The 24,001-nt window shown below is 61.2% G+C and carries 20 protein-coding genes; 19 read left to right on the top strand and 1 reads right to left on the bottom strand.

What is annotated here, in order from left to right; all coding sequences use genetic code 11:
• Positions 1–11 precede the first annotated feature (11 nt).
• From DLM46_RS16205 to DLM46_RS16135, 15 genes are all read left to right on the top strand, one after another.
• Positions 12–764 (top strand): ABC transporter ATP-binding protein, encoded by a 753-nt coding sequence (locus tag DLM46_RS16205; RefSeq protein WP_115101751.1) that lies wholly within the window; start codon positions 12–14, stop codon positions 762–764.
• Positions 765–940: 176 nt separating this feature from the next.
• Complete coding sequence (mnmG, locus tag DLM46_RS16200; protein ID WP_115101750.1) at positions 941–2,899, top strand: tRNA uridine-5-carboxymethylaminomethyl(34) synthesis enzyme MnmG; 1,959 nt, start codon at positions 941–943, stop codon at positions 2,897–2,899.
• Positions 2,896–3,579, top strand: coding sequence for a 16S rRNA (guanine(527)-N(7))-methyltransferase RsmG (gene rsmG / locus DLM46_RS16195; protein ID WP_115101749.1), 684 nt, complete (start codon positions 2,896–2,898; stop codon positions 3,577–3,579). The genes mnmG and rsmG overlap by 4 nt, the downstream gene beginning before the upstream one ends.
• Positions 3,580–3,662: 83 nt before the next feature.
• The gene (locus DLM46_RS16190; RefSeq protein ID WP_115101748.1) at positions 3,663–4,454 is read left to right on the top strand and encodes a ParA family protein; all 792 of its coding nucleotides are present in this window, start codon (positions 3,663–3,665) and stop codon (positions 4,452–4,454) included.
• A gap of 18 nt (positions 4,455–4,472) precedes the next feature.
• Positions 4,473–5,360: a ParB/RepB/Spo0J family partition protein gene (locus DLM46_RS16185; protein ID WP_115101747.1), complete on the top strand. Its 888-nt coding sequence runs from the start codon at positions 4,473–4,475 to the stop codon at positions 5,358–5,360.
• Positions 5,361–6,272: 912 nt separating this feature from the next.
• A complete protein-coding gene (locus DLM46_RS16180; protein ID WP_115101746.1) occupies positions 6,273–6,818 on the top strand; it encodes an ATP synthase subunit I in 546 nt (181 codons plus the stop codon).
• A 161-nt stretch (positions 6,819–6,979) separates the two neighbouring features.
• Complete coding sequence (gene atpB / locus DLM46_RS16175) at positions 6,980–7,831, top strand: F0F1 ATP synthase subunit A (RefSeq protein ID WP_115101745.1); 852 nt, start codon at positions 6,980–6,982, stop codon at positions 7,829–7,831.
• Between the two features lie 84 nt (positions 7,832–7,915).
• Positions 7,916–8,185 carry a F0F1 ATP synthase subunit C gene (gene atpE / locus DLM46_RS16170; RefSeq protein ID WP_007180033.1) on the top strand — a complete coding sequence of 90 codons (270 nt, stop codon included), beginning with the start codon at positions 7,916–7,918 and terminating at the stop codon, positions 8,183–8,185.
• A 138-nt stretch (positions 8,186–8,323) separates the two neighbouring features.
• Entirely contained in the window at positions 8,324–8,794 is a 471-nt protein-coding gene (locus DLM46_RS16165) for a F0F1 ATP synthase subunit B (protein WP_115101744.1), read from the top strand.
• 2 nt (positions 8,795–8,796) lie between these two features.
• On the top strand, positions 8,797–9,336 hold the full coding sequence (locus DLM46_RS16160) for a F0F1 ATP synthase subunit delta (RefSeq protein WP_115101743.1): 540 nt from the start codon (positions 8,797–8,799) through the stop codon (positions 9,334–9,336).
• Positions 9,337–9,394: 58 nt separating this feature from the next.
• On the top strand, positions 9,395–10,936 hold the full coding sequence (gene atpA, locus DLM46_RS16155; protein ID WP_115101742.1) for a F0F1 ATP synthase subunit alpha: 1,542 nt from the start codon (positions 9,395–9,397) through the stop codon (positions 10,934–10,936).
• Between the two features lie 139 nt (positions 10,937–11,075).
• Entirely contained in the window at positions 11,076–11,960 is an 885-nt protein-coding gene (atpG, locus tag DLM46_RS16150) for a F0F1 ATP synthase subunit gamma (protein ID WP_011490290.1), read from the top strand.
• Between the two features lie 103 nt (positions 11,961–12,063).
• Positions 12,064–13,458: a F0F1 ATP synthase subunit beta gene (atpD, locus tag DLM46_RS16145; protein ID WP_115101741.1), complete on the top strand. Its 1,395-nt coding sequence runs from the start codon at positions 12,064–12,066 to the stop codon at positions 13,456–13,458.
• Between the two features lie 201 nt (positions 13,459–13,659).
• Positions 13,660–14,085, top strand: coding sequence for a F0F1 ATP synthase subunit epsilon (locus tag DLM46_RS16140; protein ID WP_115101740.1), 426 nt, complete (start codon positions 13,660–13,662; stop codon positions 14,083–14,085).
• Between the two features lie 229 nt (positions 14,086–14,314).
• Positions 14,315–16,045: an AMP-binding protein gene (locus DLM46_RS16135; protein WP_115101739.1), complete on the top strand. Its 1,731-nt coding sequence runs from the start codon at positions 14,315–14,317 to the stop codon at positions 16,043–16,045.
• An 874-nt stretch (positions 16,046–16,919) separates the two neighbouring features.
• Here the strand turns inward: DLM46_RS16135 and DLM46_RS16130 are convergent.
• A complete protein-coding gene (locus DLM46_RS16130) occupies positions 16,920–17,717 on the bottom strand; it encodes a transporter substrate-binding domain-containing protein (protein WP_115101738.1) in 798 nt (265 codons plus the stop codon).
• Between the two features lie 217 nt (positions 17,718–17,934).
• Between DLM46_RS16130 and hemE the strand changes: the two genes are divergently transcribed.
• The 4 genes from hemE to DLM46_RS16105 all read left to right on the top strand — a co-directional run bounded on the left by hemE (position 17,935) and on the right by DLM46_RS16105 (position 23,615).
• Positions 17,935–19,035: a uroporphyrinogen decarboxylase gene (hemE, locus tag DLM46_RS16125; RefSeq protein ID WP_115101737.1), complete on the top strand. Its 1,101-nt coding sequence runs from the start codon at positions 17,935–17,937 to the stop codon at positions 19,033–19,035.
• A 464-nt stretch (positions 19,036–19,499) separates the two neighbouring features.
• A complete protein-coding gene (locus tag DLM46_RS16115) occupies positions 19,500–21,746 on the top strand; it encodes a primosomal protein N' (protein WP_115101735.1) in 2,247 nt (748 codons plus the stop codon).
• A gap of 175 nt (positions 21,747–21,921) precedes the next feature.
• Positions 21,922–23,343: a YeiH family protein gene (locus DLM46_RS16110; protein ID WP_115101815.1), complete on the top strand. Its 1,422-nt coding sequence runs from the start codon at positions 21,922–21,924 to the stop codon at positions 23,341–23,343.
• Positions 23,343–23,615: a hypothetical protein gene (locus DLM46_RS16105; protein ID WP_115101734.1), complete on the top strand. Its 273-nt coding sequence runs from the start codon at positions 23,343–23,345 to the stop codon at positions 23,613–23,615. The genes DLM46_RS16110 and DLM46_RS16105 overlap by 1 nt, the downstream gene beginning before the upstream one ends.
• The last annotated feature ends 386 nt before the right edge of the window (positions 23,616–24,001 follow it).

Here is a 24,001-nt window from a genome sequence, read left to right as displayed (position 1 = left end):
TGGAGACAACAATGGACGGTGGCGCACCCATTCTCGACGTCGATGGATTGTCGGTTCGGTATGGCAAGGTCGAGGCGCTGCATGGCGTTGGGATCAAGGTGCGGCCGGGGCAAATCGTCTCGGTGATCGGCCCGAACGGCGCGGGCAAGTCCACGCTGCTCAACGCGATCATGGGCGCACTGCCACCGACCGGACATGCCAAAGGCGCAATTCGCTATCAGGGCGAAGACGTCAGCGCGGTGCCGGTTGAAAAACGGGTGGCGCGCGGCATGTGTCTGGTGCCGGAAAAGCGCGAGTTGTTCTCGACGATGACAGTTGAAGACAATCTCGTCCTCGGCGCATATCGGCGCAGGCGGGCAGGGGAGCGCAACTTTCTCGACCAGCTCGAGCCGGTTTTTGCGCTGTTTCCGCGGCTGAAGGAGCGCCGCAAGCAGGAGGCCGGGACGTTGTCCGGCGGTGAGCGGCAGATGCTGGCGGTTGGGCGCGCACTGATGGGCAAACCCGATTTGCTGATGCTCGACGAACCGAGCTTGGGTTTGGCGCCGCTGATCGTTAAAGAGATTTTTCACATCATTAGTGCACTGCGGCAGACAGGCGTGGCGACGTTGCTGATCGAACAGAATGCGCGTGCTGCTCTGCAAATTTCCGACTATGGCTACGTTCTGGAAACCGGGGAACTGGCGCTAGAAGGACCGGCAGCGGACCTGGCGCAGAATCCGCGAGTGATCGAAACCTATCTGGGGTTGACCAAGAAAGTGGCCTAATCGCCGGTACGCGATTCTCTCACTGTCATTCGAAGCGGTGTGTTTCACGTGAAACACACCGCTTTTTTCATGGTTAGCCATTCGGCCGAAATTCGGGCCTAAACCGAACCCGTTATAATTCGCCCATACATTTTCCTTTGAAAGGCTCACGCGACGATCTGGCGTGAGATCCCGCCATGCTTTTTCCCACAGAATTTGACGTAATCGTCGTCGGCGGTGGTCATGCCGGCACCGAAGCGGCCTTGGCTTCGGCGCGCATGGGCAATACGACGCTCCTGCTGACGCACAACATCGAAACTCTTGGTCAGATGAGTTGCAATCCGTCTATCGGCGGCATTGGCAAGGGCCATCTGGTGAAAGAGGTTGATGCGCTTGGCGGTGCGATGGCGGCCGCGACGGATGAGGGCGGAATCCAGTTTCGTATCCTGAATTCGTCGAAGGGTCCGGCTGTTCGCGCAACGCGCGCGCAGGCCGACCGTCTCCTGTACAAGCAGGCGATCCGCCATCGTCTGGAGAATCAACCGAACTTGTGGCTGTTCCAGCAAGCCGTCGATGATCTGATGGTGGAGGGCGACCGTGTGGTCGGCGCTGTCACGCAGGTGGGCATTCGTTTCCGCTCGCGCGCAGTCGTGCTGACGGCTGGTACGTTCCTCGACGGCAAGATTCATGTGGGTTTGAACAACTACACAGGCGGTCGCGCTGGCGACCCGGCTTCGGTCTCGTTGTCAGCTCGGCTGAAGGAATTGAAGCTGCCCCAAGGCCGTCTGAAGACAGGGACGCCGCCGCGGATCGACGGCCGCACGATCGATTTCTCGAAGCTCGACGAGCAGCCGGGCGATCTCGATCCGGTGCCGGTCTTCTCATTTCTCGGTCGCGTCGAGCAGCATCCGCGGCAAGTACCGTGCTGGGTCACGCATACGAACGAGCGCACGCATGACATCATCCGTGGTGGGCTCGACCGGTCGCCGATGTACACGGGCGTCATTGAAGGGGTGGGGCCGCGCTACTGTCCTTCGATTGAGGACAAAATCCATCGCTTTGCATCGAAGGAATCGCATCAGATCTTCCTCGAACCAGAGGGTTTAACGACCAACGAGTTCTATCCCAACGGGATTTCGACGAGCCTGCCGTTCGATGTACAGCTGGAACTCGTGCGTTCGATGCGCGGGTTGGAGCACGCCCACATCCTGCGCCCCGGTTATGCGATCGAATACGATTACTTCGATCCACGCGGGTTGAAGGCATCACTGGAAACCAAAGTTATCAACGGGCTGTTCTTTGCCGGTCAGATCAACGGTACGACCGGGTATGAAGAGGCGGCGGCGCAAGGTCTGCTGGCCGGAATCAACGCCGGCTTGCACGTGCAGGGCAAGGAAGCTTGGTGTCCGCGACGCGATCAGGCATACCTTGGTGTTTTGGTCGACGATCTGGTGACGCGCGGCGTGTCGGAGCCGTACCGGATGTTCACGAGCCGAGCCGAGTACCGTCTGAGCTTGCGTGAAGACAATGCGGATATGCGTCTGACAGAAATAGGTCGTGAACTCGGGGTTGTCGATGACGTCCGCTGGGATGCATTCAGTCGTAAGCGCGACGCTGTTTCACGTGAAACAGAACGTCTGCGCACGACGTGGGTTAATCCTAAGACGTTATCGGCCGACGAGGCAACGGCGCTGCTCGGTAAGCCGATCGATCACGAATACAGTCTCGCTGATCTGCTGCGTCGTCCGGGCGTGACCTACGACGGCGTCTGCGGTTTGCGGGAGGGCGCGTGTGCCGCACCCGAAACGCTGGCTGAGGACGACGTTCTGCTCGCCCAGATCAAGGAGCAGATCGAGATCGGCATTAAGTATCAGGGTTATATCGACCGCCAGGCCGGTGAGATCGAGCGAAATGAGGCGCATGAAAGCACGCGTCTGCCAGAGGGATTGGACTACGCGGAAGTCAGAGGGCTGTCGTTCGAAGCCCGTCAGAAGTTAACGCAATTCCGCCCGGAAACCATCGGCCAGGCGTCGCGCATCTCTGGTATTACGCCGGCAGCGATCTCGCTATTGATGGTTCACTTGAAGCGTGGCTTGGGGCGTCGTTCGACGAACCCGGCCGAACCTGGCGCCGATAGCACGCCGGTGGCGCAATGACGGTGCGTCAGAAGAGAAGCGGAGCAGAGGCGTTGGCACCTTTGCTGGAGGACGGCGTCCGCGAACTCGGCCTTGATTTAAGCGACGCCCAACTTGGCAAGCTGCTCGACTACGTCGCCCTGCTGGCGAAGTGGAATGCAGTCTACAACCTGACGGCGATCCGCGATCCGCGGCAAATGCTGATTCAGCACATACTCGATTCGCTGTCGATCGTGCCGCATCTTGCGACGCGTGGGCCTTCCTCTGTACTCGACGTGGGTTCCGGCGGCGGCTTGCCGGGGATCGTGCTGGCCATCGTTTTGCCCGGCTGGACCGTCACCGTGAACGATATCGTTCAAAAGAAGACGGCTTTTCAGGCTCAGGCCAAGGCCGAACTCGGCCTGGCGAATCTGTCGGTTGTCACCGGCCGGGTCGAAACGCTGCGGCCAGGCGCCGAAGTACCGGTGAAGTTCGACGTAATTGTCTCGCGCGCATTCGCAGAACTCGCGGATTTCGTTACACTGGCCCGTCACTTGGTCGCGGAGCAGGGCGCGATCTGGGCGATGAAGGGCGTGCGTCCGGACGGCGAGATTGAACGCTTGCCGGCGGGCTCACACGTGGAAGAGATCATCCGCCTGCACGTTCCATCACTCGACGCCGAGCGGCACTTGATCAAGGTGCGGGTGGATGGCGAGGGCTGACAACCGCCGGTAGCCCGGCGGTACGCACCGAATAGCAAGAGCGCTTTTCAATTTACTCAAGCAGAAAAAGGGACACACCAACGATGGCAAAAATCTTCTGCGTTGCGAATCAGAAGGGCGGCGTCGGCAAGACAACGACAACGGTCAATCTGGCCGCGAGCTTGGCAGCGCAGGGACAGCGTGTCCTTCTCATCGATCTGGACCCGCAGGGTAACGCCACGATGGGCAGCGGCATCGACAAGGCTGCTTGCACGAACACCGTCTACGAAGTGCTCGTGGACGGCATATCGGTAGCGGATGCACGGACACGGACGGAAGCAGTCGACTACGACGTGTTGCCCGCCAACCGTGAGCTGGCTGGCGCCGAGGTCGAGTTGGTCAGCGTGCAAAACCGCGAGCGTCAATTGAAGTCCGCGCTGGCGGCAGTCGAGGGCGAATACGATTTCGTGCTGATCGACTGCCCGCCGGCGTTGTCGTTGCTCACGCTCAACGGCCTATGCGCCGCGCACGGCGTGGTGATTCCGATGCAGTGTGAGTACTTCGCGCTCGAGGGCCTGTCGGACCTCGTCAACACGATCAAGCAGGTGCACGCCAACCTGAATCGGGACCTGAAGGTGATCGGCCTGCTGCGCGTGATGTTCGATCCGCGTATCACGCTGCAACAGCAAGTCTCCGATCAGCTGAAGGAGCATTTCGGCGACAAGGTGTTCGACGCGGTGATCCCGCGCAACGTGCGTCTGGCTGAAGCGCCTAGCTATGGTTTGCCGGGCGTGGTGTTCGACCGGGCGTCGCGCGGCGCGCAAGCCTATGTGCAGTTTGGTGCAGAAATGATTGAGCGGGTGCGCGCACTGAGCAGCGCGCACCAGGCATCCTAAGCGGATCGAGGAAGCGCGATGAATGCAGTAGCAAGAAAAAAGGGATTGGGCCGGGGTCTTGAAGCACTGCTCGGCGGCAGTCCGGATATCACCGAGGCAGTGGTGATTGAGGGCGCGCCCAACGTGCTGCCGCTCAGCAAACTGCAGGCCGGCAAGTACCAGCCACGTACGCGCATGGACGAAGGCGCGCTGCAGGAGCTGGCAGCGAGCATCCGTGCGCAGGGACTGATGCAGCCGATCCTCGTTCGGCCGGTTTCGGCGGACAAGTACGAGATCATCGCCGGTGAGCGGCGTTTCCGCGCGGCGCGTCTCGCCGGCCTCGACGAGGTGCCGGTGCTGGTGAGGGACGTACCGGACCAGACTGCTGCGGCGATGGCGCTGATCGAAAATATTCAGCGCGAAGATCTGAACCCGCTCGAAGAAGCGCAGGGCATTCAGCGCTTGCTCGATGAATTCCACTTTACGCATGAACAGGCGGCTGAGTCGGTCGGCCGCTCGCGCAGCGCCGTCTCGAACCTGCTGCGTTTGCTGAACCTGGCGTTGCCCGTGCAAACAATGCTCCTGGCCGGCGATCTCGACATGGGGCATGCGCGCGCGTTGCTGGCCGTCGACGCCGCGACGCAGATCACACTGGCCAATCAGGTCGTCAACAAACGCATGTCGGTGCGTGAAACCGAAAAGCTGGTGACCGCGACTACCAAAGCGGCGCCAGCGGTGAAGGCGCGCGCAAATCAGGACGGCGGCCGCGACACGCGACGCCTCGAAGAAGAATTGTCTGATCTACTCGCCGCGACGGTGAAGATCAAGCTCGGCCGGCGGGGCCGCGGCCAGGTGCTGGTGGATTTCGGCGACCTGGATGCACTGGAAGGCATTCTTGTCCGGCTGCGCGGCAACGCCACGGCCTGACCGCGACGGCGAATCGAATGCGAAGCATGCCGAACGTGCTTGTGAATCGTCTGGATGGAGATCCGATTCGCAAGCGGTTCGGCGGCGGGAGGTGCATCGCGGCGGCCGCAATCACAACCTTGAACGTTCGCCGCTCTCGCCAATTCATTTGCATGCCATATTGATATCCGATGGATTCCTGAATTTAAAACTGGCGATATATATTGAGGATTCCTGATGTGAAAGGCCGATGGCACCATTTCGCTTGCCGCTGGGTACGCGCCGGTGCCTCCCCGCATAGTGTGGTGGCGAGCGCCGGATGCTGGGACCGCTCGGCAATCGCGCGAATGCTTCTTCACCCTCCCGCGTCGGATCCCTATCGACGTCGAATTCCGCGTTGGCCGCTTTCCGATCCGGCGCCGGCGAGTTGTTCGCGATGCCGCGGATGATTTAAGTGCTGCGGGGCAGGCGCGCAGAGCGCTGCCGCCGAAAGTCCTGCAGCCGCGCGGCATCATCGGGCGGTATCAAAAACGTGTTCGCAGTGGTCGCGTGGTCTGTAGGGAATCGGTATCCGCCCACCGCATTGCACTACCCGTAACTGTGACGCAAGTCCACCGTACCACGCGAAAATTAACTTCTGTTGCATTTTTGAGACGTACGTCATAGCGCCGAAGCGACGTATCTGCGGGATCGAAACCGTCTAACTCATCACGCATATTTGGCCATCCCCCGACCGCCTTACATTTGCCGTGAATCACTGCGGGAAGACGCCGCTTCCATATGGTGAAGGCCGGTTTCACGCGGTTTATTGAACGGCCTAAAGTCTTGAATTGCCTGCAACTATCGCTTACAATCGCCCGGATTTAATTGCACGGCAACCCCGTAAGCGCGGCGTAAGCTCGCGGGCTGGAACAAGACTTTTGGAACACTGCGATGGCGGTCAAAGCGTCGAATCAAGCGCCGAAGAATGGGCACGACGAACACCCCGCTGAGCGCACCCCTTCCGTTGCGTCCACCGGTCAGCACGCTTCACCTGATGATGCGTGGGATGTCGAGCAGCAAGATAACAATATCGTTCCGCTTACGCGGGCCGAGGCTGAAAAGCTGTTTGGTCCCAATGTGAGTCGTCCATCGCGCGTCACGCCTGCCAAGGTCGTGGCAGCGCAAATGGTTTTGTCCCTGGGTGCTACGCTGGTGTGGTGGCTGTTCTACAAGCCGCCGGGCGCTGCTGCGCTGTCCGCGTTCCTGGGGGGAGCGATTTGCTGGGTGCCGGGTGCTTTGTTCGCGGCACGCCTTAGAACGCTGAGCGGCGCCGAGACAGTGATGAGCTGGATGATCGGCGAAGCGCTCAAGATGGGGACAACGATCGCGATGTTTGTAGCCATCGCCTTCTGGTATCACGACGTACGCTGGGTGCCGCTGCTCGTGACCTACCTCATTGCGCTCAAGACGTACTGGATCGCCCTGGCGTGGCGCTAAGGAAGCAGCAACAAAGTAGTAGCAAAAATTCAGGCTGGCGCGCAGCGCCGCCAACAGGAGTGCGGATATGACATGATCCGCACCCGGCGTGTTCCCGCAATACAGTATTGCGGCGGGAGCGGCCTAAGACGATTTTCGACAATTTGGGTGGCTTTAACGATATGGCAGCTAGCGAAGGCACGCGCGCAATGGATCCGTCCGAGTACATCGCGCACCACTTGCAGAACTTTTCCACCGCGCACCAGACGTCGATTTTCGACATTCACGTGTGGAATCTGGACACCCTGTTCTGGTCGATCGTTTGCGGTCTGGCCACCATCTTCATTCTGTATCTCGCGGCCCGTAAGGCGACGTCGGGCGTGCCAGGCCGTTTCCAATGCGCGATCGAGATGCTGGTCGAAATGGTCGAGGATCAATCGAAGTCGATGATCCACGGCACGCGCACCTTCATCGCACCGCTGGCACTGACCGTGTTTATCTGGGTCGCGCTGATGAACTCGCTCGACTTTATCCCTGTCGACCTGCCGGGCCACGTGATCGGCTGGCTGGGTCTGTCCGAAGTCATCCCGCACCACCGCATCGTTCCGACCGCCGACCTGAACGGTACGATCGGCATCGCCCTCGGTGTGTTCGCGCTGATGATTTACTACAACTTCAAGATCAAGGGCGCCGGCGGCTTCGTGCATGAACTGCTGTCCGCTCCGTTCGGCGCACATCCGCTGCTGTGGATCCCGAACCTTGCACTGAACATCATCGAGTTCGTCGCGAAGACGGTCTCGCTCGGCATGCGGCTGTTCGGCAACATGTACGCGGGCGAACTGTTGTTCCTGCTGATTGCCCTGCTCGGCAGCATCTGGAGCTTCGGCGCGGACACGACGGTGCTTGGCTTCATCGGCCACGTGATCGCCGGCAGCGTGTGGGCAATCTTCCACATCCTGATCGTTCTGCTGCAGGCGTTCATTTTCATGATGCTGACGCTGGTGTACATCGGCCAGGCACACGACACGCACTAAACTGCGCCGTCGGACAAAAGAATCGTAGTTTTTTAAATCCCAGTTCCAACCAGTTCTAAAAAGACTTTTCACAAAGGAGTGATCATGCAAGCTTTCATCGCCAACATCCAGGGTCTGACCGCCATCGGTATCGGCATCATCATCGGCCTGGGTGCAATCGGCGCCTGTATCGGTATCGGCCTGATGGGCGGCAAGTACATCGAAGCATGCGCTCGTCAGCCGGAACTGATGAACCCGCTGCAAACCAAGATGTTCCTGCTGGCTGGTCTGATCGATGCGGCGTTCCTGATTGGCGTTGGTGTGGCAATGCTGTTTGCGTTCGCGAACCCGCTGCTGTCGAAGCTGGCAGGCTGAGGTTCCTCGGAAGTTTGCGCCTGAGCTATAACTAGTAAAGGCGCAGGGCGGAACGGGCACTTGGGCGCTGATCGAATACAGAATCGATGAGCGCCTTGCCGTTTCACTTTCCGAACTAGCAACGTTTAAGGAAACACCGTGAATCTCAACGCAACCCTGTTTGCGCAAATGGTCGTGTTCCTGATCCTCGCGTGGTTCACGATGAAGTTCGTGTGGCCGCCGCTGATCAACGCCCTCGACGAGCGCTCAAAGAAGATTGCTGACGGTTTGTCTGCCGCTGAAAAGGGCAAGGCTGAACTCGAAGCCGCCCACAAGCGCGTCGACCAGGAACTGGCTCAGGCACGCAACGACGGTCAGCAACGTATTGCTGACGCCGAAAAGCGCGCTGTGGCAGTCGCCGACGAAATCAAGGCTCAAGCACAAGCTGAAGCCGCTCGCATCATCGCGCAAGCGAAGGCCGACGCGGACCAGCAAGTCGTGAAGGCGCGCGAAACGCTGCGCGGCGATGTCGCTGCACTCGCCGTGAAGGGCGCTGAACAGATCCTGAAGCGCGAAGTCGACCAGGCAGCTCACGCTGACCTGCTGAATCAACTGAAAGCCGAGCTCTGATCATGGCCGAACTTGCAACCATCGCCCGTCCGTACGCAGAAGCGCTGTTTGGCGTGGCCGAAGCTGGTGACATCGCCGCCTGGTCCACGCTCGTGCAGGAGCTGGCACAGGTTGCGCGTCTGCCCGAAGTGCTGTCGATCTCCTCGAGCCCGAAAGTGAGTCACGCCCAGGTCAGCGAACTGCTGCTGGCCGCGGTCAAGTCGCCGCTCAAGGACAATGCGCAAGCGAAGAATCTGGTGCAAATGCTGGTCGATAACCATCGCCTGCAATTGCTGCCGGAAATCTCCACGCAGTTCGAAGAGTTGAAGAACGCCCGCGAAGGGGCGGCAGATGTGCTGATCGTTAGCGCATTCCCGCTCGAAGGCGCGCAGTTGAACGACCTCGTCGCAAGTCTCGAACGCAAGTTCAAACGCAAGCTGAAGCCGACGGTCGAAGTCGACCCGTCGCTGATCGGCGGTGTGCGCGTGACGGTTGGCGACGAAGTGCTCGATACCTCGGTCCGCGCGCGGCTTGCCAGCATGCAAACGGCTCTGACGGCCTGAAGCGCCTGAAGCGCTTCAGCGGCTGGCACGCAACAGAATTGACTATCAGGAGCGAATAATGCAACTCAATCCCTCTGAGATCAGCGAGCTGATCAAGAGCCGGATCCAGGGCCTTGAAGCGAGCGCAGACGTTCGCAACCAGGGCACGGTGATCTCCGTGACCGACGGTATCGTGCGTATCCACGGCCTGTCGGAAGTGATGCAGGGCGAAATGCTCGAATTCCCGGGCAACACCTTCGGTCTCGCACTGAACCTCGAGCGCGACTCGGTCGGCGCCGTGATTCTGGGTGAGTACGAACACATTTCGGAAGGCGACATCGTCAAGACGACGGGCCGCATTCTCGAAGTGCCGGTGGGTCCGGAACTGCTCGGCCGCGTGGTCGACGCGCTCGGCAACCCGATCGACGGCAAGGGCCCGATCAACGCGAAGAAAACCGACGCAATCGAAAAGATTGCTCCTGGCGTGATCTGGCGTAAGTCGGTTTCGGAACCGGTCCAGACCGGTCTGAAGTCGATCGACGCGATGGTGCCGGTTGGCCGTGGCCAGCGTGAGCTGATCATCGGCGACCGCCAGTGCGGCAAGACCGCAGTCGCAGTCGACGCGATCATCAACCAGAAGGGCAAGAACCTCTTCTGTATCTACGTCGCGATCGGCCAGAAGGCTTCGTCGATCATGAACGTGGTGCGCAAGCTGGAAGAAACCGGCGCGCTGGAATACACGATCGTCGTGGCCGCTTCGGCTTCGGAATCGGCTGCAATGCAGTACCTCGCACCGTACGCCGGCTGCACGATGGGCGAATACTTCCGCGACCGCGGTCAAGACGCGCTGATCGTTTATGACGACTTGACCAAGCAAGCTTGGGCATACCGTCAGATCTCGCTGCTGCTGCGCCGCCCGCCGGGTCGTGAAGCTTACCCGGGCGACGTGTTCTATCTGCACTCGCGTCTGCTGGAACGTGCTGCTCGCGTCTCGGAAGAGTACGTCGAGAAGTTCACGAACGGCGAAGTGAAGGGCAAGAGCGGTTCGCTGACGGCACTGCCGGTCATTGAAACGCAGGCAGGCGACGTGACCGCATTCGTTCCGACGAACGTGATCTCGATTACCGACGGCCAGATCTTCCTGGAAACCGACCTCTTCAACGCAGGTATCCGCCCGGCAATTAACGCCGGCGTGTCGGTGTCGCGCGTCGGTGGTGCGGCTCAGACCAAGGTTGTGAAGAAGCTGTCGGGCGGTATCCGTACCGACCTCGCACAGTACCGTGAACTGGCTGCGTTCGCGCAGTTCGCATCGGACCTCGACGAAGCCACCCGCAAGCAGCTCGAGCGCGGCCGCCGCGTGACGGAACTGCTGAAGCAGCCGCAGTATCAGCCGCTGCAAGTGTGGGAACTGGCGATCGCCCTGTTCGCCGCGAACAACGGCTACCTCGACGATCTGGAAGTTGCGCAAGTGCTGCCGTTCGAAAAGGGCCTGCGCGACTACCTGAAGTCGAAGCACGCTGACCTGATCAAGCGCATCGAAGACACCAAGGAACTCTCGAAGGACGACGAAGGCCTGCTGCACACGGCTCTCAAAGACTTCAAGAAGTCCGGCGCTTATTGATCCGCGAGTGATCCGCAAGGCATAAACGGACCTTGAGGCGGCGCGGGCCGCATGTGAATGCCCCCGCGCTGCTTCGATCGCTTTGCATGGGACCCGAGTAAGCGCTGAAGCGCTAACTCGGGCCGACAAGGAGCAAGCAATGGCTGGAATGAAGGAAATTCGCGGCAAGATCAAGAGCGTGCAAAACACGCGCAAGATCACGAAAGCGATGGAGATGGTGGCCGCATCGAAGATGCGCCGCGCTCAGGAGCGCATGCGCGCTGCTCGCCCGTATGCCGACAAGGTCCGCGATATCGCTGCACACATGAGCCGTGCGAACCCGGAGTATCGCCACCCGTTCATGGTGTCGAACGAAGGCGCGAAGACGGCGGGCATCATCCTCGTCACGACCGATAAAGGTCTGTGCGGCGGCATGAACACCAACGTGCTGCGTGCGTCGCTGCAGAAGTTCAAGGAACTGGAAGGCCAGGGCAAGACGATCGAAGCAACTGCGATCGGCACCAAGGGTCTGGGTTTCCTGAATCGTCTGCGCGCCAAGGTGGTGTCGAATGTCGTGCATCTGGGCGACACGCCGCATCTGGAAAAGCTGATCGGTGCGGTGAAGGTGCAGCTCGACCTGTACTCGGAAGGCAAGGTTTCGGCGGTGTACCTGGCGTACACGCGCTTCGTCAACACGATGAAGCAGGAGCCGGTGATCGAGCAACTGCTGCCGCTGTCGGCAGACCAGTTCGAGCGCAAGGAAGAAGACGGCACGACGCCGAGCACGCAGTGGGACTACATCTACGAGCCGGATGCGCAGGCAGTGGTGGATGAACTGCTGGTGCGTTATGTCGAAGCGCTGGTCTATCAGGCCGTCGCGGAAAACATGGCATCGGAGCAGTCGGCACGGATGGTCGCGATGAAGGCCGCTTCGGACAATGCGAAGACGGTCATCAACGAACTGCAGCTCGTGTACAACAAGAGCCGTCAGGCCGCGATCACAAAAGAACTGTCGGAAATCGTCGGTGGCGCAGCGGCAGTCTGACCTTGACGGTCAGGCACACCGCTTGGTGTGCGCCGTCGCGGCGCACCCCCATCGAAACTGCGCCTTTGCGCGAGTGAAGAATTGAGTATCTAAAGGAAAAGCGATGAGTACTACTGCTTTGGTAGAAGGCAAGATCGTACAGTGCATCGGCGCGGTGATCGACGTGGAATTCCCGCGTTCGGACATGCCGAAGATTTACGACGCGCTCATTCTCGAAGGTTCGGAATTGACCCTCGAAGTCCAGCAACAGCTGGGCGACGGCGTCGTCCGTACCATCTGTCTGGGTGCATCGGACGGCCTGCGCCGCGGTACGGTCGTGAAGAACACGGGTCACCCGATCAGCGTGCCGGTCGGCAAGCCGACCCTCGGCCGGATTATGGACGTGCTCGGTCGCCCGATCGACGAAGCCGGCCCGATCGCCTCGGACGTGGTTCGCGGTATTCACCAGAAGGCTCCGGCGTTCGACGAGCTGTCGCCGTCGACCGAACTGCTCGAAACCGGCATCAAGGTTATCGACCTGATCTGCCCGTTCGCCAAGGGCGGCAAGGTGGGTCTGTTCGGTGGCGCCGGCGTGGGCAAGACCGTGAACATGATGGAACTGATCAACAACATCGCTAAGGAACACGGCGGTTACTCCGTGTTCGCCGGTGTTGGCGAGCGTACCCGCGAAGGGAACGACTTCTATCACGAAATGAAGGACTCCAACGTTCTCGACAAGGTCGCGCTGGTGTACGGCCAGATGAACGAGCCGCCGGGCAACCGTCTGCGCGTCGCGCTGACCGGTCTGACGATGGCTGAGCACTTCCGTGACGAAGGCCTCGACGTGCTGTTCTTCGTCGACAACATCTACCGTTTCACGCTGGCCGGTACCGAAGTGTCGGCACTGCTCGGCCGGATGCCGTCGGCCGTGGGCTATCAGCCTACGCTGGCTGAAGAAATGGGTAAGCTGCAAGAGCGTATTACGTCGACCAAGACCGGCTCGATCACGTCGGTTCAGGCCGTGTACGTCCCTGCGGACGACTTGACCGACCCGTCGCCGGCTACGACCTTCGGCCACCTGGACGCAACCGTCGTGTTGTCGCGTGACATCGCTTCGCTGGGTATCTACCCGGCAGTCGACCCGCTCGATTCGACCTCGCGTCAGATCGACCCGAACGTGATCGGCGAAGAGCATTATTCGATTACGCGCGGCGTGCAGCAAACGCTGCAACGCTACAAGGAACTGCGCGACATTATCGCGATTCTGGGTATGGACGAACTGGCGCCGGAAGACAAACTCGCCGTCGCGCGCGCTCGTAAGATCCAGCGTTTCCTGTCGCAGCCGTTCCACGTCGCTGAAGTGTTCACGGGCTCGCCGGGCAAGTACGTGCCACTGAAGGAAACGATCCGTGGGTTCAAGATGATCGTTGAAGGCGAGTGTGACCACCTGCCGGAACAAGCGTTCTACATGGTCGGCACGATCGACGAAGCCTTCGAAAAGGCCAAGAAGATCCAGTAAAGGTCGGGTGTAACGAAGCGGGCGCCGGCCTCGCGCGTATCGATACCTGTTGTATCGGAACGCAAAGCCGGCGCCTCTTACTACGCTCAACCCAGCCTTGCATGGGACGAGAGTAAGCGCTAAAGCGCTAACACTCGTCGCGCTTTGCATGGGACCAGAGTAAGCGCTAAAGCGCTAACTCTGGTCGCCACAGGAGTCGATATGGCAACCATTAAAGTAGACGTCGTCAGCGCGGAAGAGCAGATCTTCTCGGGCCAGGCGAAGTTCGTCGCGCTGCCGGGCGAAGCGGGTGAACTCGGCATTCTGCCGGGCCACACGCCGCTCATCACCCGGATTCGTCCGGGTGCGGTGCGCATCGAAGCTGAAAACGGCGACGAAGAGTTTGTGTTCGTCGCCGGCGGCATTCTCGAAGTCCAGCCGGGCGCCGTGACGGTTCTCGCCGACACGGCAATTCGCGGCAAGGATCTCGACGAAGCCAAGGCCGAAGATGCGCGCAAGCGTGCGGAAGAAGCGCTGCAAAACACGGGTTCGAACCTCGAATACGCAACCGCGCAAGCGGAACTGGCGTATGCGACGGCTCAACTCGCTGCGATCCAACGTCTGCGCAAGCTGCGCAGTCAGAAGTAAGCAACACGTTCCAGAAAGAAAGCAGCCTTCGTGGCTGCTTTTTTTTGACCTCTGCTTGACGTTTACGGAAAGGTCAGCAAAATCATGTGTTCAGACGGGGTGGCGGACGGACGGAATAAGCCGCAGATGCGTGCGGGTAAGACTTGATGCCGTCCCGACACGCGCCGGTGGCACAATCGATTTCAAATTCATTTCAATAGGGCGAGCTTCCGCTCACGGAGACAACACCATGGCAACGCAAGTGTCAGGCGAAGGCGCACTCATCGCACCGAAAGACGGCCTCTCGTATGTCCGCGGATCGACCGATATTCCGTTGAGTGAAGCGACGATCGGCCAGTTCTTGCGCGATACGGCGGAACGGTTCCCTGACCGTCCAGCCGTGGTGTTTCGCGAGCAGCGCATTCGCTGGACGTGGAAAGAGTTCGCGGAAGAGGTCGACGTGCTGGCAGCCGGGCTCCTCGCGATCGGTATCGAAAAGGGCGACCGTGTAGGCATCTGGTCTCCGAACCGGGTGGAGTGGCTGCTCACGCAATTCGCGACTGCGCGCATCGGCGTCGTGCTGGTCAACATCAATCCGGCTTACAGGCTGGCCGAGCTCGAATACGCGTTGAACAAGGTCGGCTGCAAGGCGATCATCGCGGCGGAGCGCTTCAAAACGTCGATGTATCTCGACATGCTGCAGGAGCTCGCGCCGGAACTGGCCACGCATGCGCCAGGCGAGTTGCATGCCGCGCGTTTGCCCGCTCTGCGCTTCGTGATCCGCATGTGCGACACGCAAACGGCCGGCATGCTGAGCTTCTCCGAAGTCATCGAGCAGGGCCGCGCGACGCTCGATGTCGCGAGGCTCGACGCCATCGGTGCGACGCTGTCGTGCCACGAATCGATCAATATTCAGTTCACCAGCGGCACTACCGGCAATCCGAAGGGTGCGACGCTGACGCACAGCAATGTCGTCAACAACGCACGCTATATCGCGATGGCGATGCGCCTGTCCGAGAAGGACGCTTTGTGCATCCCCGTGCCGCTCTATCATTGCTTCGGCATGGTGCTAGCGGTGCTGGCGTGCGTATCGGTCGGCGCGAATATGGTGTTTCCGGGCGAGGGCTTCGACCCCGCCGCTACCTTGGCTGCCGTCGCCGAAGAGCAGTGCACCGCACTACACGGCGTGCCGACCATGTTCATCGCCGAACTCGATCATCCTGACTTCGTCACCTACGACTTCTCGCGTCTGCGCACGGGCATCATGGCCGGCTCGCCGTGCCCAATCGAGACGATGAAGAAAGTCGTCTCGAAGATGCATCTGAACGAGATCACGATTGCGTATGGCATGACGGAAACGAGCCCGGTGTCGTTCCAGAGTTCGACCACCGATCCGCTCGACAAGCGCACCACGACGGTCGGCCGCATCCAGCCTCATCTTGAAGTGAAGATCGTCGATCCGCTTGGCAATATCGTGCAGGTGGGCGAGACGGGCGAGTTGTGCACCAAGGGTTATTCGGTGATGCAAGGCTACTGGGACGACGAAGCGAAGACGCGTGAAAGCGTCGTCGATGGCTGGATGCATACCGGCGATCTCGCTACGCTCGATGCCGAAGGCTACTGCAATATCGTCGGTCGCCTGAAGGACATGCTGATTCGCGGCGGCGAGAACATCTATCCGCGCGAAATCGAAGAATTTCTGTTCCGCTACCCGAAGATTCAGAGCGTTCAGGTGTTCGGCGTGCCGGATTCGAAGTACGGCGAGGAAGTGTGCGCGTGGATCGTCCTGCGCTCAGGCGAGCAGGCAACGGCCGAAGAGATCCAGCAATTCTGCCAAGGTCAGATCGCGCACTACAAGGTGCCGAAATACATTCGCTTTGTCGATGAACTGCCGATGACGGTGACCGGCAAGGTGCAGAAATTCATCATGCGCGAACGAATGATTAGCGAACTGAAGTTGAAGGAAGACAAGACAGCGTGACCCACATGCCGGCTCGCCGCGGCGCGAACGCCCGCACTGAGCCGGCCTGCATTTTGAGGGACACGTTGGCCGAGGCGGCGCGCGAAAACGACCCTGAAAAAGCGCGCAAACGTTTGAGTAGACGAAAAAAAAGCGGGCCTGGAGCCCGCTAAAAACCACACGCTACGGGGTTAGCGCGAGGAGACCAAAGGAGGAACCGACTGAGACGACGACCCTGCGCCGACTACGGCCCCAGCAGGGATGCCCCTTCACAGGGCTTCGGCAAGCGCCGACCGGCAAGTGCATCGTATCCGCTCACACTACGCACCCACCCACATCCGTGTTGAAACCGTTGAGGGCATTGTGGGCGAATTAACCTACGAGCGCGGTAACAAAGTGTTTCAGGTTGTAACGCCCGCCAGATAAGGCGTTGCGGGATTTATTGCCAAATTGAAACGTTTTAAACGTAAGTTTTACCGATGACTGAGCCGCAATTTAATACGCCTGATTGATGCCATTCGCGACGCATATTGCGAGGCAATCCATTCAGTCGATTCCGCATGAAATGGTTGCACGGTCATCTTTTTTGAGGGCGATCGCCTGTGTTACAGGCTCTTGCCCGACCCGCGTACCTTACCTCTCCCGGCGTCAGTGAGCACGCTGCGTCGCAGCACGCGCAAAGGAGGGGCAGAGTAAACATGCCGGTTAATCCAATGCAATGACCGTTGGCCCGCATTGTTCTGCTTTTGCTTACATCCGACGATTCTGGTTACAGGATTGTGTCGACAGTGCGCAATTATTAAAAAAGGTCTATATCGATCCGGCCCGTCGCCGAGCCAGACGGAGCACACACGGCCTGCTAGCAGCAAGCGTAGCCCGCAACCAGCAAGGCTGCTTACTTCAGCCATTTATCCGAGATCGCCTGATATTCACCGGTTGCTCGCGCCAGATGTAGCCACTGGTCGACATACTGTTGGAACGCGACGTCGCCACGTGGCAGAAGCCAGGCCTTTTCGCCGTATTGGAACGGCTTGTCAGGATGCACGGAGCAAAGACCCGGATTCAGCTTTTGCTGCAATAACGTTTCTGAGGCATCCGTCACCATGACGTCCGCCTTGCCGGCCAGGATCTGCTTGAAGATCGTCACGTTGTCCGGATAGACGGTGACGTTGGCGTGCGGAAAGTACTGTTTCGCGAAGCGTTCGTTGGTACCACCCGGATTGACGATTACTCGGGTAGCCGGCTGATCGATCTGCGCGACAGTTTGATATTTGTTGACGTCGTCGCACCGCACGATCGGCGTCTTGCCGTCAATCATGTACGCCTGCGTGAAGAACGCGCGCTTTTGCCGCTCGAGCGTAGGCGAGACGCCGCCCACGCCGACATCGCACTTCGCCACGAAGTCGTTCATCAGGTTCGGCCACGACGTTTTGACGAATTCCGCCTTCACGCCGAGCGACTTGGCGAGCGACTCAGCCATGTCGATATCGATGCCTTCGAACTGGCCGTCGGCTTTATAGAACGAGTACGGTCTGTAATCGCCGGTCGTGCAGGCGCGCAGCGTGCCGCGCGCAAGAATTTCGTCGAGCCGCGAAGGCGCCGCGGCGGTCGCGCTGGTCTGTGCGTGGACCACGCCGCCTTGCATCAAAACACCGGCCAGAACGCCGAGCAGTGCGTGTGCTGCCTTGTTCATCGAGTCTCCTTGCTTACGTGTCGTTGTCTGGTTGAGCCGTCGGATGATAGCCCGGCCAATCGCGGTTGAATATTGGCCGGTCAGCCGAGTCATCTTGCCGCGCAGGGCGTCCCAAAGAAGGCCGCAAGCAAGGTGCGATGCAGTTATTGCCCGCATCAAGCGCGATGTGGCGAGCCGGGTCCGGTAAAATGCCCCTTTGCCCTTAGTCGCACGCAACGTGGCTCATAACCTCCTGAACGACACTTTCCTGCGCGCGCTGTTGCGCCAGCCGACCGACTACACGCCCATCTGGCTGATGCGGCAGGCTGGCCGCTACCTGCCGGAATACAACGCCACGCGGGCTCGCGCGGGGAGTTTCCTCGGTCTGGCGAAGAATCCGGCCTACGCAACGGAAGTCACGCTACAGCCGCTCGAGCGCTATCCGCTCGACGCGGCGATCCTGTTCTCCGACATCCTGACGGTGCCCGACGCAATGGGCCTCGGCCTCGAGTTCGTTGCCGGCGAGGGCCCGCAATTCGCCCGGCCAGTGCGCACGGAAGACGACGTGGCGCGCCTCGCGGTGCCTGACATCGACGCCACGCTGCGCTACGTCACCGACGCCGTGCGCGAGATCCGCACGGCGCTGACCGACGCGCAGGGCCGCCAGCGCGTCCCGCTGATCGGCTTTTCAGGCAGCCCATGGACTTTGGCGTGCTACATGGTCGAAGGCGCCGGCTCGGATGACTTCCGCACCGTCAAGTCGATGCTTTACGCGCGCCCTGACTTGATGCACCGCATTCTCGATGTCAACGCGCGGTCCGTCGCGGCGTATCTGAATGCGCAGATCGAAGCTGGTGCGCAAGCCGTGATGATTTTCGACACATGGGGCGGGGCGCTGGCGGACGGTGTCTATCAACGCTTCTCGCTGCACTACATTCAGCAGGTCGTGAGCCAGCTGAAGCGCGATCACGACGGCGAAAAAGTGCCAGTGATCACTTTCACGAAGGGCGGCGGCCTGTGGCTTGACGAGATCGCCGATACTGGCGTCGACGCGGTCGGGCTCGATTGGACGGTGAATCTGGGCAAGGCGCGCGAACGCGTGGGCGGCAAGGTGGCGCTACAGGGCAATATCGACCCGTCGGTGCTGTTCGCGCCGCCGTCTGCGATTCGCATGGAAGCGCGCGCCGTGCTCGACAGTTTCGGCAACCATCCGGGCCACGTTTTCAATCTCGGCCATGGCATCTCGCAATTCACGCCGCCTGAGCACGTCGCCGAACTGGTCGACGAGGTTCATCGTCATAGCCGCGCAATTCGCAGCGGCGCTCATGCACCAACGTGACGCTGTAACCGTTACCACTTCTGCTGCAGTGCAGCGAACTGGGCTCTCGGTCTAAGGGGAAAACACTAGGCTTCGGGCCGTCAGATGGTGATCTCGTACTTGTCAAGACTTGACTTATACACATTCATCACGTTGCGACGCGGTAGAAGCTTTCATCGTGCACCGGCCCTTGCACATTGCAGGCGCATTTGATCCAGGCCTTGTCTGGCAAGGCTTTCACGGCTTCGAGACGAAATGTGCGGAATCCCACAGAACGCTGCTGCGGCGCGGTTCTTGGGCGTTCCGGACGAAGTTCTCAACAAAGTTATCCACAGGCACGCGGACCGATTGCAATTGTTCAGCCGAATCCAAAACTTAGCGCGGAAATTGAAGTTTTACTTTAACTTCGGCGGATTCGCCTCCTGCCCAATGTGGACCGTGACGCGGCGTTGTGCCGCATCAACGCATCTGACCCAGACTGCCGCGTGAGCGCCGTATTCGTCCGCGTCGCGCTGGATCATCCGCTGCCGACCTTGTTCGACTACCGTTGCGGCACGCCCGAGCGCGTCGTTCCGGGCACGCTGGTGAGCGTGCCGTTCGGCAAGCGTCACGTGGTGGGTCTTGTATGCGAAGTGACCGCTCACAGTGACGTCCCCGCCGAACGCGTGCGCGCGGTCGACCATGTTTGCAGCGCGTGCCCGCCGGTGTCGGCGGAATGGCTGGCGCTGGCGGCGTTTGCAGCCGACTACTATCAACGCGGGCTTGGGGAAGTGGCGCTGCCCGCCTTGCCGCAAGCCTTGCGCGACGCGTCGCGCTGGACGCGTCTGTTCGCACCCGAAGAGCGTTACCGGCTGACTTCCGCAGGCCGCGATGCATTGCCGGAGGCATTGCCTGTCCGCGCCAGCGCGCTGAGAAAGCTTGCACAGGCGCTCGCCGAGGCCGATTTCTTGTTGGCCGCCGATGCCCGCGCGCTCCATCCCAGGGCGATCGCGACCCTCGACGCGTGGCAGGCCGAAGGCTGGGTCGCGCTGGACATCGTCGAAGCCGCTGCGGCGCTTGCCGCGCCGACGTCGCCGGAGGCGCCGCCGTCCCCGCTGCCCACGCTTACCGACGAGCAGGCGGCCGCTGTCGAAGCGATCCGCGACTCGAAGGGCTTCGCGCCGTTTCTGCTGCACGGCGTGACCGGCAGCGGCAAGACTGAGGTTTACCTGCGCGCGCTCGCCGAAATTCTTGCGGCGAAGCCCGACGCACAGGCACTGGTGCTCGTCCCTGAAATCAATTTGACGCCGCAGTTCGAAGCGGCCTTCCGGGCGCGTTTTGCCGCGTTGGACGGCACGTCGATCGTTACGCTGCACAGCGGTCTCGCGGAAGGCGAGCGTGCCCGCAACTGGTTCGCCGCGCACACGGGGCGCGCCCGCATCGTGCTCGGCACGCGCCTCGCGGTGCTCGCTTCGCTGCCGAAGCTCGCGATCATCGTGGTCGATGAGGAACACGATCCGGCCTACAAGCAGCAGGAAGGGCTGCGCTATTCGGCGCGCGATCTGGCGATCTACCGCGCCAAGCAACTCGGCGTTCCGGTGGTGCTCGGCTCGGCCACGCCGTCGCTGGAAAGCTGGTGGCAGGCCGACCAGGGGCGCTATATGCGTCTTACGCTGTCGCGCCGTGCGGTCGCCGCGGCCGTGCTGCCGGCCGTCAGGCTGATCGATCTGGAAGAAGAACGGCGGCGGGGACGGGCCTCGGTGGAAGGTTTGTCGGGACCGTTGCTCGCCGCGCTGAAAAGCCGGCTCGAGCGCGGCGAGCAAAGCCTCATGTTTCTCAACCGCCGCGGCTACGCGCCGCAGCTCGCCTGCGACGCCTGCGGCTGGGTCGCCGGTTGTCCGCGTTGCAGCGCGTACGTCGTCTTGCATAAACCCGAGCGCGCGCTGCGCTGCCACCATTGCGGCTGGGAATCGCGCATTCCGCGCTCGTGCCCGGACTGCGGCAACGTCGATATCGCGCCGATGGGGCGCGGCACGCAGCGCGTCGAAGAAACGCTGGCAAGCGCGGTGCCCGGCGCCCGCGTGCTGCGTATCGACGCCGACAGCACGCGCCGCAAGGGCAGCGCGCAGGCGCTGTTCTCCGATGTGCACGCGGGCGAAGTGGATATCCTCGTCGGCACGCAGATGATCGCCAAAGGGCACGATTTCCAGCGAGTGTCGCTGGTCGGTGTGCTCAACGCCGACACCGCCTTGTTCTCGCACGACTTCCGCGCGAGCGAACGCCTCTTCGCGCAACTGATGCAGGTGAGTGGCCGCGCCGGCCGCGCCGGTTTGCCGGGTGAAGTGCTGGTGCAGACCCGCTATCCGCGCCATGCGCTGTATCACGCGCTGGCCCGGCACGACTACGTCGGCTTTGCCAATTCGACACTGACCGAGCGCCGCGACGCGCACTTGCCGCCGTTCGTCTATCAGGCGCTGCTGCGCGCCGAAGGGCGCACGCTCGACGCCGCGCTCGCCTTCTTGCAGCAGGCGGCTGCGGCGTTGACGGAGATTCCGGCGGCCGAACGCGTGACCGCCTACGACGCCGTTCCGCTCACCATCGTCAAGGTGATGCACGTGCATCGCGCGCAGTTGCTGATCGAAAGCGCGTCGCGCGCAGCGTTGCAGGCGACCCTGCGCGCATGGCAACCGATGCTGCGCAACCTCAAGGGCGTGCTGCGCTGGAATCTCGAAGTCGACCCGCTCGACATCTGACGCTAACCCGCGCCCAACTTCAGCGTTACTCCTTTACGTCATATTCATAGAGCGATTGGTCGTTTCGTTTTACGATCTCGCTCGCCTATATTTCGCAAAATCGGCGCAAGTTTCACAACAATCCCGAAATCCGCGCGTCGCGTCGATGCATCTCAACTTCCCCGAGGGCATTGCGATGAGCGATACCAACCACACGCTTCCGACAGGCGCCGCGCCCAGCAGGCAGCAAAGCACGCGTGGCGGCGGTCTCTTTTCCACTGAAGACTGGTGGGCCGTGTGGATCGGCCTGTTAGTCATCGTCGTGGCCTGGGCGCTGTTCGCGTCGGGCAGCAGCATCAAGTGGCTGGCGGTGGCGCCGGCCAAATGGTCGAGCGTCGGCCAGACTGCGCGGGACGTCGGCAAGCATCTGCCGAACTACGTCGCGTTGTTCATCGTGTTCGCGTTCCTGTTCGGCGTGAGCCTCGCCGCGCTGAAACAGCGCATCGGATCTTTTCTCGGCTCGTTCCTGATCCTGTTCATCGCGTCGGCATTGATCTTTACGCTCGGCGCCTGGATCAACGCGTCGAAGTACAACCTCGAACCGCCGCTGGTGGCGCTGGCGCTCGGCTTGCTGATTTCGAACGTGTTCACGCTGCCCGAGTGGTTTTCGGCGGGCTTGCGCGTCGAGTTTTATATCAAGGTCGGCATCGTGCTGCTCGGCGCGACGCTGCCGTTCACGCTGCTGGTGTGGGCAGGTCCCGTCGCGGTCGCGCAGGCGACCATCGTGTCGCTCGTCACCTTCTTCGTGATTTTCTTCGCCGCCAAGGCGTTCGGCCTCGACCGGCGCTTTGCCGCCGTGCTCGGCGTGGGCGGCGCGGTGTGCGGCGTGTCGGCGGCGATCGCGATTGCCGGGGCGGTGCGGGCCAAGCGCGAGCAGGCGTCGATCGCGATTACGCTGGTGGTGCTGTGGGCGATCGTGATGATCTTCGTACTGCCGTTCGCGTCGCGTTCGCTGGGACTATCGACAGCGGTCGCCGGCGCGTGGATCGGCACCTCCGAATTCGCCGACGCCGCCGGCATTGCCGCCGCGCAAGCCTACGGCGACTTCGCGAAGCACGCCGGCGGCGCGATTGCAGGCGCGCCGGAAGCGTCGTTGCAGGCATTCACGCTGATGAAGGTGGTGGGCCGCGATATCTGGATCGGCATCTGGGCGTTCGCGCTGGCGATCGTTGCGACCACACGTTGGGAGTCGCAGGACAGCGGCGTTGAGACTGGGGTCAACGCCGGTGAAATCTGGGCGCGCTTTCCGAAATTCGTGATCGGCTTCGTGATCGCGTCGGCGCTCGTGACGTGGATCGCCAGCCACTATTCGCTCGCCGACTACCGCAAGGTCGTCACGCCGGAATTCGTTGCGCCGATTACCGCGCTGCGCACGTGGGCGTTCACGTTCTGTTTCCTGAGCATTGGACTGACCACGCGCCTGCGCTCGCTGACGGCCACCGGCCTGAAGCCGTTTCTCGCTTTCACGGCGGGCGTAGTGGTCAATATCGCCATCGGCTACGTGCTGTCCGCGCACGTGTTCGCACCGTACTGGAGTAGCCTGGGGCAGGGCTCGTGATGAGCGTGACAGTGCGCATCGCCAGCACCGCGGATGCACGCGACGAAGCGTGCGGGCGGTGCTGCGCAAACTGCCGGTACCGCGCAGACGATCGGCATTCACTGGAACAGCGCATTCCGGGCCTCGTCGTGTTCAGTTCTGGTTTTGGCGCGAGCGTGGCGGACAGCCGGCTATGCCGTCTGCACGACCAGTTCGTTTCCCCCGGCGACGTGTGCGCGCGGTTCGAGCCGGTCGCGGCACTGACGCGCGCGCTCGCATGGCCGCCTGGCTAAGCCGGGCGGCGCACTCATCATCGAAAACCGGCGCTTCTACCTCTTCTACCGCTTCAATCGCAAGTCGCCGGATCCGGCCGCTCAATCCCGCACAGGCGCCCGCGTGTCGCCAGCGGAAACCCGCGATGCCTGCCGGGTGCGTCCTTCCCCGGAGGCGCGCCTGTCCGGGCCGCCCGTTGCACCGCGGATGAACAGCACCGCGCAAGTCGCGCACATGGCCCAGATGCCCAATATCACTACCCACTTTTCCATTTCGCCTGTCCTCTAAAACCCCGTACCGTTTTTATGTGCGTGCCCTGCGGCCGCGACCAGCCATGTTCTGTATAACGGCGCGCCGCGCGATTGGATGAGGGCAGACAGACGCAAAAAGTATCACGCCAGGGAAA

It is taken from the genome of Paraburkholderia lacunae (assembly GCF_003353175.1).
GTDB lineage: Bacteria > Pseudomonadota > Gammaproteobacteria > Burkholderiales > Burkholderiaceae > Paraburkholderia > Paraburkholderia lacunae.
This window is presented reverse-complemented; position numbering and strand designations above follow the sequence as displayed.

Bases quoted from the DNA above. Each gene is read 5' to 3' on its own strand.
- DLM46_RS16105 (WP_115101734.1), top strand. From the start codon at position 23,343: ATGAGCGTGACAGTGCGCATCGCCAGCACCGCGGATGCACGCGACGAA.
- DLM46_RS16160 (WP_115101743.1), top strand. From the start codon at position 8,797: ATGGCCGAACTTGCAACCATCGCCCGTCCGTACGCAGAAGCGCTGTTT.
- atpB (WP_115101745.1), top strand. From the start codon at position 6,980: ATGGCAGCTAGCGAAGGCACGCGCGCAATGGATCCGTCCGAGTACATC.
- mnmG (WP_115101750.1), top strand. From the start codon at position 941: ATGCTTTTTCCCACAGAATTTGACGTAATCGTCGTCGGCGGTGGTCAT.
- atpG (WP_011490290.1), top strand. From the start codon at position 11,076: ATGGCTGGAATGAAGGAAATTCGCGGCAAGATCAAGAGCGTGCAAAAC.
- DLM46_RS16180 (WP_115101746.1), top strand. From the start codon at position 6,273: ATGGCGGTCAAAGCGTCGAATCAAGCGCCGAAGAATGGGCACGACGAA.
- DLM46_RS16190 (WP_115101748.1), top strand. From the start codon at position 3,663: ATGGCAAAAATCTTCTGCGTTGCGAATCAGAAGGGCGGCGTCGGCAAG.
- DLM46_RS16185 (WP_115101747.1), top strand. From the start codon at position 4,473: ATGAATGCAGTAGCAAGAAAAAAGGGATTGGGCCGGGGTCTTGAAGCA.
- DLM46_RS16130 (WP_115101738.1), bottom strand. From the start codon at position 17,717: ATGAACAAGGCAGCACACGCACTGCTCGGCGTTCTGGCCGGTGTTTTG.
- DLM46_RS16205 (WP_115101751.1), top strand. From the start codon at position 12: ATGGACGGTGGCGCACCCATTCTCGACGTCGATGGATTGTCGGTTCGG.
- atpE (WP_007180033.1), top strand. From the start codon at position 7,916: ATGCAAGCTTTCATCGCCAACATCCAGGGTCTGACCGCCATCGGTATC.
- rsmG (WP_115101749.1), top strand. From the start codon at position 2,896: ATGACGGTGCGTCAGAAGAGAAGCGGAGCAGAGGCGTTGGCACCTTTG.
- DLM46_RS16135 (WP_115101739.1), top strand. From the start codon at position 14,315: ATGGCAACGCAAGTGTCAGGCGAAGGCGCACTCATCGCACCGAAAGAC.
- DLM46_RS16110 (WP_115101815.1), top strand. From the start codon at position 21,922: ATGAGCGATACCAACCACACGCTTCCGACAGGCGCCGCGCCCAGCAGG.
- DLM46_RS16140 (WP_115101740.1), top strand. From the start codon at position 13,660: ATGGCAACCATTAAAGTAGACGTCGTCAGCGCGGAAGAGCAGATCTTC.
- atpA (WP_115101742.1), top strand. From the start codon at position 9,395: ATGCAACTCAATCCCTCTGAGATCAGCGAGCTGATCAAGAGCCGGATC.
- atpD (WP_115101741.1), top strand. From the start codon at position 12,064: ATGAGTACTACTGCTTTGGTAGAAGGCAAGATCGTACAGTGCATCGGC.